We start from the raw sequence: 14701 nt of genomic DNA on the forward strand, positions 1-14701 counted from the left end.
TTGGAAAATAAGGCATCTTTTTGGGCACAAAAAACTCCCACCTGCTGAACAGGTGAGAGCCAATTGATTATTTAAAGATAGAAGTTTTAAAACTATCTGTTTGTTGAAGAAGTTTCTTGAAGACTTTTTCTTTCAAAGCAACGGTATTGTCAAATTTAACAGATCCGTTATTTAGAGTAGCCTTATCTTTATCAACTGCTTCAGCAAATGCGCGTTTCAAGTCTTCATAGCTATTGTATGTTTTACCATCAATTTCAATAGATTGAATTCCATTTTTGGCACTTGTCACAACTTCTTTGAAATAAGCTTTCTTCCAATCTTCAAGATTGTTGAATTTTCCTTCAGAAATCTTGTTAATGATGAAGTCATCACCTAGAGTATCTTTACCAGCTTTTTTAGATTCAGCTTTTAGCATGTTAGAAGCATAGTTTAGGAAGCCTTTTTCGTAGCCATAGTAACCCCAGATTCTAAAAGTATTATGTTTGAATGACATAGCTCCAGGAGCACCTTGACTGGTATTTCCACCATAGATACCCGTCATCATCGGTACAGTAACATAGGCTGAACCAAAGTCGGATGGATTATAGACTCCATTTCCAGGTCCACGATTGGTCATAAAGTTGTTGGTAATGAGATCATTTACTGTATGCAAAGGAATAGTCTTTTCAGCATCACTTAAAGGTCGAACCTTATCGAATTGATTCTTTGTATTGTTTCCTCGGTACTGTCTGTCTACTTTCTTGAACCAAGCGTTGTTTAAATCTTGATTTGCTTTATCGAGGACAGCCTCTCCTTCAAGGTAATCCAGAAGCATGAGCGTATCATTGAAACCTTTCATGTAATGATCGATTTCAGCACGAGAAGTGAGGTCATTTGGATTTGTGTTGTACCATTGATTTCCGTCGTTTGGACGTTCGTATGCCATGTTCAACCCTAGTGCTTTAAAGTCACCGTTTGGACTTGTTTCAGCAGGTGATTGTAACATACCTTGTGCGAATGCTTCTAAGTCAGTTCCTTCACGGTGTCTAGAACCACCTAAGTAAACCATACGGTCATTTACGTGAGTCGTTTCATGAGTAAATGCAGAGATACCAAAGTCACTAATCATATTGGTAACCATGAAGAAGACTGAATCATCCTTATAAGGATTACCGTAGATACGAGCTACAGCTCCCATACGCCAGTCAGTAGCATGGTAACGACCTGTTGGTCCGTACAATTCACGAACTGGAGCGACATCTTTACCGCTATTAGTGTGACCGTATTTGTCAGTACCTTCTGGATAGTTTTGGTTATCTAGTACTGGTGTTGGTACCATGTTGTTGCTCTTAAGCAGTTGGTTACGAACTTTATCTAATGATAAACGAGACCAGAAGTCTAGATAATTTTGTTGAGCTTTTGCTACTTTATCGATTTCTTTCTTGAATGCTTCACGCTCTGCTGCTGTGTTCTTACCATATTTCTCAAATGAACTGTAAGCCATAGTATTATATGTTGAGATTAAGAACATGTGAGCATCTTTTAAGTTAAGAAGTGGCAGAATCATCTTACCATGCATGTCGTTGTTTAATCCTTCGTATGCTCTGTGTTTCTTATCAGCAAACTCTGGAGTTGTTGTTTTTGGTTCAACGATATATACATTATCTTTAGTAGCTTTTATGAACCAATCATTTAAGTCTGTGTCTTTTGTGAATAGACGCATATTATAGTCTAAGAAACTATTTAACTCGCCTATACCGATAACTCCACCGATCGTTTCGCGATAAGCTTCTAAAGTTCTATCACCTTTAATGTTACTTTCTTTAGAACCAACCTTAATCAAGAAGTCTAACACACTAACATTCTTACCGTAAAAGTCCGGTTTAAATAGCATTAACTCTTTAATATTAAAGTCATCGAATTTAACTCCGTAGTAACGGTTTAGGTAAGACAAACCAAGAAGAACTGCAGCCTTATTGTCATCAATTTTCTTAATCAAAGCACGTTTTGCAGCTTCATCAGTGTTAAGCTGGTGATCTTCATTTTCTACTAACTTCGTAACGAATTGAGTAAGATTATCTTTCACATACTTGAAGCTTTCTTCTAGGTACAAGTCCTTAATTGCATTGACTTTGTTACCACCAGTTCTACCCAAATGTTGATAAATCGGGTCAGATTGCAATTCGACTGGGCTTAATTTTTCAACGATAGCATTGATAAGATCACTACGGTCTTTGTCAACGATATTAGGTGTATAAACAACTTCTCCAAGTTCAGCAATGCTGTACTCTTTCACTTGTTTGACCTTAGATTCTTTCAGCGAAACAGTAAAGATGTCTTTGGTCTTATCCCCATAATGAACCATAATATGGTCAGCATCAGCCAATTCTGTCACAAAGGCGTTGCCCTTCATAGCAGTAACAGACAAGACTTCCTTGGTCAAGAGAGGACTACCTGCAGCAAGTTTGTTCCCTTGGTCTACGATCCATTCTTTGTTGTAGAATGGTTGTAATTTTTCGATATTACGGTAGGCAAGTTCACGAGAGGCGTCGTAGCCAGTGATTGTTTTGTATTGATCGGCTTTGTTAACAATGTTATTGAGTTTGTCTTCAACAGGTTTCGTGCTTTCAAACTTATCAGCAGTGATTCCCATCGCTTCAATCTTCTTGTCAGCTTCTTCTTGTGAGATGCTAGGAATCTTACGAGAATTGTTGTATGATTTATTCCCCTCACTTACACCCTCAACACTGAAATTACGTTTTGTTCTTGAATAGGTGAAGTAATCATCAGCATCAATGTCAGAGTGACCGAACACCATTTCCCCAGTCTTAACTTTCATCATAGTGATGTTGCCTTCAATAGCACCCAAGGCCCAGTTAGTACCGAGTAAGCCACCTGATTGAACGGCTTCTTTCAGCTCGATAGAACCTTTAGCAACTGAATTTCTGAGGACACCTTCTCTACCTAGTGTATTGTTATCTCCACCATTTTGAGAAGAATAAACTAATCCTGCAGCTTTTGCTTTATTACCAGTAATTTCAGCATCAACGTAAGCTTTTTCTACGATACCTTTCCAGTTTTCACCTAGAACACCTGCTAAGTACCAACCTTTGTTTCCAGCAGCGTGAATTTTACCAATAAAGGCAACATTACTTACCTTACCACTACCATCAATTTTATTGATAATACCAGCTACATCGTTGCCCCCGATAACATTACCTGTTACTTTAACATTTTCGACAGTTGCATTATTTTTGATAACACCTGCGATTGGTGCTACTCGATCAAATCCAGGCATGTCAATGTTGACATTTTCAAGCAAGAGATTCTTAACAGTACCACCTTCAATGTTTCCAAATAATGGTCTAGTGATATTATGAATAGCAAATTTATTACCATCAGTGCTTCCTAATGAACCTTTAAAGGCATTGGTTACATAAGACTTGCCAGCTGGTTGCACGTTACTTGCATTCATACTGCTACCAAGCTTAAAGGTACCAGTAGGATTGTCCTGCATGGCTTTTACAAGATCACTGAAATCGTAATAAACATCACCTTCATGAGCTTTTGGTTTAGCAAAGTAATGGACATATTCCTCTGCAAACTGATTATCTGCATTACGTTGGACTAGGTCTGGTGCTTTCGCAGTGACTTTGAACAAGGCTTTACCATCAACTGTGACTTCTTCAATCTTATCAACAGCAAGTTTTGTCACCTTGTTATCATGAGTTATCACTTTCAAGTAATATGGTTTAACATCTGATGGTTTTGCTGACAAGAGACTATTATCAGTTTCTACACCTTGGTCATCAACACTGATAAGACTGGTTTCCTTGATGTTTTTGACTTCAACTTTTTTGAGATCAAGTCGCAGTGGTTCTTCATTCAGAACTACTTCCTCATCACCTTCACCACGATCATAAACCATCTTAGTTTCAATCTTATAATCTTTGTAGTATTGCAAATCTGTCAGGCTAGCTGTCAAGTTGTCAGGTGAAACACTCAATGTTTTCACAATCTCATCACCTTTTTTCAGAGTTAGAGTGATAGATTTAATGGCCGCCTTGCTTGGATTTTCCAAGCTGTATTTAACATCTGAAGTACGTTTCAAATCCTTAGGTTCAACTGCAGTGATGGTCAATACTGGTTTTTCAAAGGTCTTAGTACCACGTTTCAAAATTCGGTCTTGAGGTGCCTCGATGATTTCCTCTGTAACTTTTGGAGCGTCTTCTGTTTTAACTCCTTTGATGGTATTAAAGGTCTTGGTAATTTTTTTCTGACCTTCTTTACCTTCTTGAGCTACAACTTCTACGCCTTTTTTCAGTTGATCATCTTCTTTAATAACTTCCTTAAATGGAATCTTTTCAAGACTTTCTTCTACAAGAGTTCCTGCAATTGGTTTTGTCCCACGACTTACCTCTTGGTTTACAGGTTCCTTGGTAACTTCTGTGCTAGTTAAAAGAACTTGGTCAGTTTTAACACCTTCTAATGTTTTATAAGTTGTTCTAGTAACTTGACTTCCTTTTTCACCATTTCGTAGGACAGTTTCTTCGTCCGTGTACTTGGTTGGGTCCTCAGTCGTTTCAGTTTTGTAGTCTAAGTCTGTAGTTAATGTTTCAACAATGGTTCCCTCAGTTACTTTGTACTCAGGTAACTGATCTTGTACAAGGGCTTGGCCTTCCTTACCTTCCTCTTGTGTACCTTTTACATCTACTTGGGCTTCTGGTAATTCTGGTTGTGTTAGAGCTTGACCTTCTTTGCCTTCTTCTTGTGTTCCTTTAACTGCGACTGGAGCTTCTGGTAATTCAACTTGTGTTAAAGCTTGACCTTCCTTGCCTTCCTCTTGAGTTCCTTTAACTGCGACTGGAGCTTCTGGTAATTCAGCTTGCGTTAAAGCTTGACCTTCCTTGCCTGCCTCTTGAGTTCCTTTAACTGCGATTGGAGCTTCTGGCAATTCTGGCTGGGTTAGGGATTGACCCTCTTTACCTTCTTCTTGAGTTCCTTTAACTGCGACTGGAGCTTCTGGTAATTCTGGATGGGTGAGGGATTGACCCTCTTTACCTGCCTCTTGGGTTCCTTTAGCTACTTGATGCGTTGGTACTGGAGTTTGTTCCACAGGTTTTTCAGCAACAGGTTGGGGAGTGACAGTCGGTGTTTCTTGAACTACTTCTGTCTTCTCGATTTCTTTTGAACTTTGCTTTTCTACTGGTGACTGAGGCTTCTCAGCTGAAGCTGGTCTTAATGGATGGAGTTCTGCTTCCTTAAAGTAGCCAATGTATTCATAACCATCAATGTGGATAATCCCTTCAGCCAAGCCTTCATGGGTAGAGGCCGAAATAGTTTGGTTATAAGAAAGCAATTCTTTATTTTCAAATGCAAATGTCCCATAAGGTACAAAAGTGCTAGCTCCTAAAGAACCAATCAAGAGAACACCTAGAACCTCTTTACGACCTTTTTTAGACACCAAAAAGACTGCTAGCGAGGCTGTTGCCAAGCCAAGGCCTGCCAAGGCTAATTCTTTACTTCCTGTGTAAGGAAGCTGTTGACTGTTAGTTGCCTTCTTGCGATAAACTACATAAATAATATCATCATCTTGAAATTCTGTAGGAACCTCATGGTGAATCAGGGCTTTTTCAGATTCGGTCAATTCCTGCTCTGCTAAATAACGGTAATGAACGTTATGAGTACCACCAACTTCATTGGCATGCACCTTATCTACTGAAAGGGTACTAGCACCAAAAAGGAAGGCCCCGATGGCTACAGGACCTACCCCAACAGTTAGTTTACGAATTGAATATTTGGTGATTTTTTCTAGTTGTTGTTTTGTTTTTTTCATTCTCACGACTTTCTGATAGAATCTTGTGGATAATGCGCACGCGCACCTCCAATTAATTTTGGACGGCTAGCGAGTGCCGTTACGTGAGCATGACCAATCTCTCTCAAAAGAGGACGAATTGGAACCTGAACATGCTTGACATGCATACCAATTGCAGTGTCTCCGATATCCAATCCAGCATGAGCCTTTATAAATTCAACCTCAACCGGATCTTGCATAAACTTGAAGGCTGCCAACTGACCAGAACCTCCTGCATGGAGAGTAGGAAGGACGCTGACCATTTCCAAATCAAACTGCTCTGCAACCTGACGTTCAACAACGAGGGCCCGATTGACATGTTCACAACCTTGAACGGCTAGATAAATTCCTTTTTCCTCTAGGATATCTAGGATAGTCTTCACAATGATTTCCCCAATTTCTTGGCTGGATTCCTTGCCAATCTGACCACCTATTACTTCACTAGAAGAAAGGCCCAAAACAAAGATAGATCCTTGCTTCAAATTGGCCTTTTCTAATACATCTTTTACAATCTGACTTGTGTCTCTTTGAATGTCTTTTTCCTTCATACTTGATACCTCTTTTGTCATTATCTATCATATCGTTTTTTCTACGTTTTAGCAAGATAGACAGCCTAGAATGCTTGCCCAATTACGCATAAAACTCCCACAATTGACTGGGAGTTAGCTAATTTCTATTCTATTTATGTATATTTCCACTTTCGTCCCTTTTTGGGGCGTAGAATCAATCTTCATCTGGTAATTGTCTCCAAAATGAAGTTTGAGCCTCTGTTCAATATTTTGAAGACCAACTCCTCCACGTTTGAGTTGACTTTGACTACTATCGCTAGCATCTTGGAAGCCAACTCCATCATCCTCAATACGGATGACCAATCCTGAATACTGTTTCTGGACAGAGACTCTAATATGCCCCTGACCTTCCTTCTCCTTGATGCCATGGTAAAGAGCATTCTCTACAAGGGGTTGTAGGACCAGCTTAGGCAAGACTAAATTATCAAAGGCAGGGTTTTCATCAATCTCATATTCCAGCTTATCTCCATAACGTTGTTTCTGGATAAAGAGGTACTGGCGAACATGATTGATTTCGTCAGACAGACAAATCAAGTCCTTGCCTTGATTGAGCGCCAAGCGGAAATAGGTAGCCAAGGACTTGGTCACCTGAACCACTCGCTGACTGTCCTGAAATTCAGCCATCCAGATGATGGTGTCCAGAGTGTTATAGAGGAAATGGGGATTAATCTGGCTCGATAGGGCTTGAAGTTGGTACTGACGGGTCGTTTCTTCCTGCCTGCGAATATCAGCCAGCAGCTGATCAATCTGATCCAACATAGCATTGAACTGGTGAGTCACCTCTCTCAGTTCATAAGCACCCGCTTCCTTGGCACGAAGATTCTGATTACCAGAAGCAATTTCCAGCATGGTTTCTCTCAAGTCCTTCAAAGGAGCAATCCATCGCTTGAGACTGAACCACACCAAGCAAAGACAGGCAAAAAGTGATGTAACACTAGCCCCAAGCAAGGTCCACATGAGTTGACTCCGAACCTGGTCTAATTTCTCCAGTGAAGACACGCCAAGCACTGTCCAATCAGTTCCAGCAATCTTTTCTTGACTGACGTAGGATTGGTGGTCTGGAGTATAACCCTGCCCTGTCTCAATGTAGGGTTTCATGGACTCCATTTCGCTAGACGAACTATAAACTGTGTGTTTAGGATGGTAAACAAATTCATGGTTTTCATTGATGATAAAGGCAAAGCCCTGCTGCCCCAACTGGAGTTGATTTAGATAGGCTTCCAGAGTTTCATAAGAAATATCCAAACGAAGCACGCCCAGATTGGCTCCCTTTGCATCAACAAGTTCTTGAGTGACAGAAATGACCCACTGACTGTCCGATTTGCGAGCTGGGGTCAAAACTGGCATGGCTCCCTGATGAATAGCCTTTTGGTACCAATCCTCAGCCATCATATCAGAGGAAGTTTTCATCTGCACACTGTCATCTGTAGAAATAATCTGACCAGATTTGGTCACCAGCACAACAGTTTTCAAGTCCTGGTCTGCCTTCAAGATAGTCAAAAACAGATTTCGGATTCCCTTTACTCTGTCTTGACTGGGATTCTCAGCATAGGCTAGGACATCCGTCTGCTGGGTCAAACTGGTCGAGGTGGTTTCTAATTTTTTGATATAAGACTGGATAAAGTGGCTAGTCTGACTGATAGTTGTTTGACTATTGCCCTCAATGGTAGCCTCAATGGCTGAAGAACTCGATTGATAGTAGAAAGTCCCAACCAAAGCTAGGAGAATGAGAAAGACTAGAAAGATGGAAATAACCATTCTGACTAGGAGAGAAGAACGCTTCATCGACCTTCTCCCTTCTTAAACTGACGAGGTGTCACACCTGCAATCTGTTTAAAACGTTGGGTAAAGTAGTTCATATCTTCAAATCCAACCTTTTCGGCTATCTCATAAATCTTTAAATCTGTGGTCAGAAGCAAGAGTTTGGCTTGTTTGACACGCTCTCTTACCAGATAATCCTGAAAAGGCAGGCCCAACTCTTTCTTAATCAAGGAGCTCAGATAAGTCGGACTAAAGCCCAAGTCACTGGCCAAAGACTTTAAACTAAATTGGCTATCAGCCAGATGGGACTGGATTTTCTGAGCCAGGTTTCCCTCAAACTTATCGGTCAATAAATCTTGTAACTGCTCTTCCTTTTCTTCCTTGTCTAGTTTTTGCTTGATTTTCCCCAACATCTCCTCAATGTCCTGACGGGAAAAGGGCTTGAGCAGGTAGTCATCTACACCGAGTTTAACAGCAGACAAGGCATAATCAAAATCATCGTAGCCAGTTAAAAAGACCAAATGAGCCTGAGGATAGGTTTCTCTAACCAGACTGGCCAACTGGATGCCATTTAGCTGAGGCATGTTGATATCAGTTAAAACAATGTCTGGCACCTGCTTTTGAATCAGCTCCCAAGCCTGCCTTCCATTTTCAGCCTGACCGATGATTTCCATATCGTAGGCTGCTACATTGACCAGCTTGGTCAAGCCTTGTCTTACCAGATATTCATCTTCTACGATTAAGATTGTGTAGGTCATGCTCTGCTCCTTTATCACTTACTAGTATCAGTATAGCAAAATTCTCCTCTAACTGCTTAGGAAAGGCCTCTTAATCAACATAATCTAGTAAATAAGCATAGCCTTTTTCTTCCATTTGGTCTTTAGGAATAAAGCGGATAGAGAGACTATTGATACAGTAGCGCAAGCCACCCTTGTCCTGTGGTCCATCCGTAAAGACATGGCCAAGGTGAGAATCTCCAACTCGGCTCCGCACTTCCATGCGTGTCATATTGTAGGACTTATCTTCCTTGTAAGTCGCAACATCTGGACTGATGGGTTGGGTAAAACTAGGCCAGCCACAACCAGACTCAAACTTGTCCTTTGATGAAAAGAGGGGTTCGCCAGTTGCCACATCCACATAGATACCGGATTCAAATTTATCCCAATAGCGATTTGAAAAAGCTCGTTCTGTTTGATTTTTCTGGGTGACTGCATACTCCTCAGGTGACAGGGTCTTTTTCAATTCTTCATCACTTGGTTTGGGGTATTTGCTGGCATCAATGACGGGATAGGCCGCCTGATTGACATTGATATGGCAGTAGCCATTTGGATTTTTCTTTAGATAGTCTTGGTGGTAATCCTCTGCCACTACAAAATTCTTCAAGTCTTCCTTTTCAACTGCTAGAGGTTGATCGTATTTCTTAGCCACCTCATCAAAGACTTGGTTAATCACCTCTAAATCCTTGTCATCTGTGTAATAAACACCAGTACGGTACTGGGTTCCCACATCATTTCCTTGTTTATTTTTGCTGGTTGGATTGATAATGCGGAAATAGTGAAGCAGGATTTCCTTGAGGGAAATTTGCTTGGCATCATAGGTAACATGAACAGTCTCCGCATGACCTGTTTGGTTAATCAATTCGTACTTGGTTGTTTCCCCTCTACCATTTGCATAGCCTGATACAGCATCTGTCACACCGGGAACGCGTGAGAAATATTCCTCAACTCCCCAGAAACATCCCCCAGCCAGATAAATTTCGTGCAAGTCTGCATCTCTACTAACTTCTGTTTTTTTCACTGTTTTTCCTCCTTGGCTAACTGCTGCTTTCTCAATTTGCGAGCTATCTGTCTGCCCTGCATTTCGCATCAATAGAAAATAGAAACCGGTTATGGCTAGGAAAAAAATCCCTGCCAAGACAAACAATTTTACTTTATCATTCATGACCTTTCTCTACCCCATTTCTTTCAATGTTTTTAAAATCATATCCTTATCCATAAAACCTGGTTGCGTTTTGATCAGCTTGCCTTCCTTGTCTATAAAGGCTTGAGTTGGGTAAGAACGAATACCATAACTTTCCAAAAGTTTACCTGATGGATCAATTAGAACTGGAATATTTTTATAATCCAAGCCCTTGTACCAGTTCTTAAATTCTGCTTCTGCTTGTTCTCCCTTGTGTCCAGGAGACACCACTGTCAAGACAACATAGTCATCACCAGCATCTTTAGCAATTTCATTCGTATCTGGAAGGCTGGCTAGACAGATAGAACACCAAGAAGCCCAAAATTTGAGATAGACTTTCTTGCCCTTGTAATCAGACAAGCGGTAGTTCTTACCATCTACCCCTGTCAGTTCAAAATCAGCGACTGCCTGACCTTTAGTCGCAGTTTGCGCACTGACTTGTTCTGTTTTTGTTTGCTCCTTCATAGTAGAGTCATCTGACATATTTTTAGCCGAACAGGCTGCCAAGCAACAGATTGAGCCGACTCCAAGGAGACATGTTTGCCATTTTTTCATTTCTTTTTCCTCTCTATTCAAATAATGTAGTCAAAATGGAAGCATTTCCCAAAAGGACCAAAATTCCCATCACGATAATGAGGAACCCACCTACTTTTTTGAGGGTTCCGAGGTAGGGATGTAGTTTTCGGAAATGTTTCAAAACATAGCTGGAAGCAAGAGCTAGAACCAAAAATGGTAGTGCCAAACCCAGCGTATAGATTAACATGAGACCAGCTCCCTGCAAAGCACCTGAGCCACCTGAAGCCGCCAAGGCTAAAACAGAGCCCAGAACAGGTCCCACACATGGCGTCCAAGCAAAACTAAAGGTCAATCCCAGTAAAAATGCCTGACTATAGCCCTTACCCTTTTGCCCCTGTCTCTGTAATTGTAGCCTTCTTTCCTTGTAGAGTCCATTCAACTGCAAGACTTCCATCTGGTGCAAGCCTAAGAGAATGATAACCGCACCCGTCACATACTGAAACCAGGAAGCGTTTAATACCCCTCCAAGGAAGCCAGCCCCATATCCTAGCAAAATAAAGATAAAGGAAAGCCCCGATATAAAGGCCAAAGTTCGCAATAAACTGACAACTGAGATTGAAAATTTGTCACTAGAAGCCTGAGCACCATCTTTATCATCCAACAAGACCCCTGCATAGACCGGTAACAAGGGTAAGATACAAGGAGAAAAGAAGGAAAGAATTCCAGCAAGAAAAACACTGATAAAAAAGATAATCGTATCCATTGCCTTCCTCCATTCTTTGATTTGATAGGACTATTATAGCCCCAAAACTCCAGAAAAAACAGGGACAATGATAGGGAAAAATAGGAATTTAATCAGGTTATTTAGAAATCTGGCAAAAAAAAGCCAGACACAGTCTGACTTCGATGAAAGCAGAAAAGAAAATTCACTCCTCTTCTCTACTTATCTGATAATAAATAAGGTCCGCAAGATAACCTTTTCTCTCTACACCATTGGTAATAGTCTTTAGATAGGACATTCTAGCCTTCTCCATGACACGACCTGAAGCTGGGTTGAGACTGGCGTAACGAGCTCTGGTCTTTTGAAAACCTGCTTGAGTAAAACAAAAGTCCAAGACAGCTTTCAAGGCCTCCGTCATCATACCACAACCCCAATAGTTTTTTCCTAAAATATACCCAATTTCACAAGAAGAATCGTTCTCATCTATTGCAACGATGCTGATATCTCCTATCACTTGCTCTGAGTTTTCTTTGAGGCAAATGGCCCACTTGTAATAGTTGGGATTAGCATAGGAGGCAACCCAATTTCGAATCGAGTTCCGAGTCACCTCGACATCAGGATGGGGATCCCAAGTGACGTAGGTTAGATTCTCAGCAGTCGAAGCCCAATTCTGAAACATGGCTTCCGCATCACTCTCCACAAATCTTCTCAAGGTTAAACGTTCTGTCTGTAACATTTTCGTACCAATTGCTTTCATGATGCTGCCTCGCTTTCTGACATATGATTTCTGTCCAATATCCATTGAAACTTGTTTTGCCTCCTAATCTCAAGACAATAAGCTAAAAAGGTCCACTGGACCTTCCTCGTTTTCTTATTTCAAGGTGAGAGGCTAAAAAGGTCCCTCGGACCTTCCTCGCTTACCTGTTTCCATGCTCGGAGTGAAAACCTCCACTGGAGGTTTTCACTCCCAAAAGTCATCAAATACGGTGATGGGTAGGTGGCGTTTGTGTTGGCCTTTGTGCCACCAGTTTTCGATTCTTGTTTGCGCTTCTGGGCTGATTGTTTTGCCTTCTAGGTAGTCATCAATCTCTTCATAAGTGACTCCGAGGGCTACTTCGTCAGCTAGGCCTGGTTTGTCTTCTTCTAGGTCTGCTGTTGGGATTTTTTCATAAAGGGCTGGGTCTGCACCAAGTTCCTTCAAGAGTTGTTTTCCTTGGCGTTTATTGAGGCGGTAAAGAGGGAGAATATCCGCACCACCGTCACCAAACTTGGTAAAGAAACCTGTTATATTTTCCGCAGCATGGTCTGTCCCAATAACCGCTCCACTATGGGCACCAGCAAGGGCATACTGAGCAATCATACGGCTACGAGCCTTGATATTTCCCTTGTTGAAGTCTGAAACAGGGCTACCTGTCGCTTCAACCGCAGCTGTCATAGCATCAGCTGATTCCTTGATATTAACTACCAAGCTGATATCTGGCTGGATGAAAGCGAGGGCTTTTTGTGCGTCGTCTTCGTCAGCTTGGACTCCATAAGGTAGGCGAACAGCGATAAATTTGTAGCTGTCATCTCCAGTTTCTGCTCGCATTTCTTCCATAGCTAGTTGGGCAAGGCGACCAGCTAAAGTCGAGTCTTGACCACCAGAAATTCCTAATACAAAACTTTTAAGAAAGGGATGTTTCTTCAAATATCTTTTTAGAAAGTCAATTGAACGACGGATTTCTTCTTGAGAATCGATAACAGGTTTAACACCTAATTGCTGGATAATGGTCTCTTGCAAACTCATTCTTCTTCTCCTTCACCTAGAGCTGCCTTACGCATCTTGTCAATCAAGTCCATCTTATCTTGCCAAATATCACGCGCCAAGTCCACTGGATAATGTTGTGGGTTCAGAACACGTTTGTATTCATCCCAAAGCTTATCAAACTCCTTGCGAGCATAGGCCTGAATCTCAGGCAGAGTTGGCAAGTCATAGACCAGTTTACCATCCTTAAAAATATCAACCAGGAGAGGAACAGCATCAAAATTACGAACCGTTTTCTTGATGTAAGTATAGGTTGGATGGAACATCTTGAGTTCAGTCATACTTGACACATCAACGCCGTCATAGGTAATATAATCACCTTCAGATTTTCCTTTTTCACGACTGGTAATGCGCCAAACTTGTTTCTTACCTGGAGTTGAAACTTTTTCAGCATTGCTAGAGAGTTTAATGGTGTTGTGCATCTGACCACTTTCATCTTCAATAGCAACAATTTTATAAACTGCCCCAAGAGCTGGCTGGTCATAGGCTGTAATCAGCTTAGTTCCCACACCCCAGACATCAATCTTGGCCTTTTGCATCTTGAGGTTGAGAATGGTATTTTCATCTAAGTCATTTGAAGCATAAATCTTAGCCTCTGTAAAACCAGCCTCGTCCAATTGCTGACGGACTTTCTTGGAAATGTAGGCAATATCCCCAGAGTCAATCCGCACACCCATAAAGTTAATCTGGTCACCCAACTCACGCGCCACCTGAATAGCAGCTGGAACACCGATGCGAAGAGTGTCATAGGTGTCCACAAGAAAGACACAATTTTTATGAGTCGAAGCATAAGCCTTGAAAGCCTCATAGTCGTTACCATAAACCTGTACCAAGGAATGGGCGTGAGTCCCCAAGACAGGAATGTCAAAGAGTTTACCAGCACGCACGTTGCTAGTGCCATTGGCGCCACCAATCACCGCTGCGCGTGTTCCCCAGATAGCCGCATCCATCTCTTGCGCCCGACGTGTTCCAAACTCCATCAAAGGCTCATCTTCGATAACTGAACGAATACGAGCTGCCTTAGTCGCCACCAAGGTCTGGTAGTTGACGATGTTCAAAAGAGCCGTTTCAACCAATTGACATTGAGCTAGAGGGCCTTCAACTTGCACAATCGGTTCATTAGCAAAAACCAAGTCCCCTTCTTGGGCAGAACGAACGGTCAACTCCAACTTGAAATTGCGGAGGTAGTCCAAGAATGCCCCATGATAACCAAGCGACTCCAAATAGGCAATATCACTATCTGAAAAACGCAAATCTTCAAGATAGTTCACAATTCTTTCCAAACCAGCAAAAACCGCATAGCCGTTCTTAAAAGGCTGTTGGCGGAAATAAACCTCAAAAATCGCCTTCTTATTGTGAATCCCTTGGTCAAAGTAAACCTGCATCATGTTGATCTGGTACAAGTCCGTGTGCAATGTCAAACTATCATCTGGATACATAACTTTTCCTACTTCCTTAGCTAGAAATCCATGAAAATTTTCAAGAACTTTCATGTATTCCAATAAATTAGTACTATTATATCACATTTTAGCTGGATT

At 41.4% G+C, this 14701-nt stretch carries 10 protein-coding genes; all 10 read right to left on the reverse strand.

Going from position 1 to position 14701, the window contains the following annotated elements:
• Positions 1–67: 67 nt before the first annotated feature.
• The gene (locus tag QM959_RS00380) at positions 68–5815 is read right to left on the reverse strand and encodes a ZmpA/ZmpB/ZmpC family metallo-endopeptidase (RefSeq protein ID WP_414370661.1); all 5748 of its coding nucleotides are present in this window, start codon (positions 5813–5815) and stop codon (positions 68–70) included.
• Positions 5816–5817: 2 nt separating this feature from the next.
• Complete coding sequence (locus QM959_RS00385; RefSeq protein WP_247934531.1) at positions 5818–6381, reverse strand: TIGR01440 family protein; 564 nt, start codon at positions 6379–6381, stop codon at positions 5818–5820.
• 114 nt (positions 6382–6495) lie between these two features.
• On the reverse strand, positions 6496–8187 hold the full coding sequence (locus QM959_RS00390) for a cache domain-containing sensor histidine kinase (RefSeq protein WP_414370663.1): 1692 nt from the start codon (positions 8185–8187) through the stop codon (positions 6496–6498).
• The gene (locus QM959_RS00395) at positions 8184–8921 is read right to left on the reverse strand and encodes a response regulator (protein ID WP_414370664.1); all 738 of its coding nucleotides are present in this window, start codon (positions 8919–8921) and stop codon (positions 8184–8186) included. Before QM959_RS00395 ends, QM959_RS00390 begins: the two co-directional genes overlap by 4 nt.
• A gap of 70 nt (positions 8922–8991) precedes the next feature.
• A complete protein-coding gene (gene msrB, locus QM959_RS00400; RefSeq protein WP_414370666.1) occupies positions 8992–10104 on the reverse strand; it encodes a peptide-methionine (R)-S-oxide reductase MsrB in 1113 nt (370 codons plus the stop codon).
• Between the two features lie 9 nt (positions 10105–10113).
• Positions 10114–10677: a redoxin family protein gene (locus QM959_RS00405; protein WP_414370668.1), complete on the reverse strand. Its 564-nt coding sequence runs from the start codon at positions 10675–10677 to the stop codon at positions 10114–10116.
• A gap of 13 nt (positions 10678–10690) precedes the next feature.
• Positions 10691–11401 carry a thiol-disulfide oxidoreductase-associated membrane protein CcdA2 gene (gene ccdA2 / locus QM959_RS00410; protein WP_414370670.1) on the reverse strand — a complete coding sequence of 237 codons (711 nt, stop codon included), beginning with the start codon at positions 11399–11401 and terminating at the stop codon, positions 10691–10693.
• 163 nt (positions 11402–11564) lie between these two features.
• Complete coding sequence (locus QM959_RS00415; protein WP_414370672.1) at positions 11565–12116, reverse strand: GNAT family N-acetyltransferase; 552 nt, start codon at positions 12114–12116, stop codon at positions 11565–11567.
• Between the two features lie 204 nt (positions 12117–12320).
• Positions 12321–13145 (reverse strand): ammonia-dependent NAD(+) synthetase, encoded by an 825-nt coding sequence (gene nadE, locus QM959_RS00420; protein WP_414370674.1) that lies wholly within the window; start codon positions 13143–13145, stop codon positions 12321–12323.
• Positions 13142–14602 carry a nicotinate phosphoribosyltransferase gene (locus tag QM959_RS00425; protein WP_414370676.1) on the reverse strand — a complete coding sequence of 487 codons (1461 nt, stop codon included), beginning with the start codon at positions 14600–14602 and terminating at the stop codon, positions 13142–13144. Before QM959_RS00425 ends, nadE begins: the two co-directional genes overlap by 4 nt.
• Positions 14603–14701: the final 99 nt, after the last annotated feature.

Source organism: Streptococcus mitis, assembly GCF_047459985.1.
GTDB classification, from domain to species: Bacteria; Bacillota; Bacilli; order Lactobacillales; family Streptococcaceae; genus Streptococcus; species Streptococcus mitis_DZ.

Excerpts from the sequence above, each read along its gene's own strand:
- QM959_RS00380 (WP_414370661.1), bottom strand. The coding sequence starts at position 5,815 with ATGAAAAAAACAAAACAACAACTAGAAAAAATCACCAAATATTCAATT.
- QM959_RS00385 (WP_247934531.1), bottom strand. The coding sequence starts at position 6,381 with ATGAAGGAAAAAGACATTCAAAGAGACACAAGTCAGATTGTAAAAGAT.
- QM959_RS00390 (WP_414370663.1), bottom strand. The coding sequence starts at position 8,187 with ATGAAGCGTTCTTCTCTCCTAGTCAGAATGGTTATTTCCATCTTTCTA.
- QM959_RS00395 (WP_414370664.1), bottom strand. The coding sequence starts at position 8,921 with ATGACCTACACAATCTTAATCGTAGAAGATGAATATCTGGTAAGACAA.
- msrB (WP_414370666.1), bottom strand. The coding sequence starts at position 10,104 with ATGAATGATAAAGTAAAATTGTTTGTCTTGGCAGGGATTTTTTTCCTA.
- QM959_RS00405 (WP_414370668.1), bottom strand. The coding sequence starts at position 10,677 with ATGAAAAAATGGCAAACATGTCTCCTTGGAGTCGGCTCAATCTGTTGC.
- ccdA2 (WP_414370670.1), bottom strand. The coding sequence starts at position 11,401 with ATGGATACGATTATCTTTTTTATCAGTGTTTTTCTTGCTGGAATTCTT.
- QM959_RS00415 (WP_414370672.1), bottom strand. The coding sequence starts at position 12,116 with ATGAAAGCAATTGGTACGAAAATGTTACAGACAGAACGTTTAACCTTG.
- nadE (WP_414370674.1), bottom strand. The coding sequence starts at position 13,145 with ATGAGTTTGCAAGAGACCATTATCCAGCAATTAGGTGTTAAACCTGTT.
- QM959_RS00425 (WP_414370676.1), bottom strand. The coding sequence starts at position 14,602 with ATGTATCCAGATGATAGTTTGACATTGCACACGGACTTGTACCAGATC.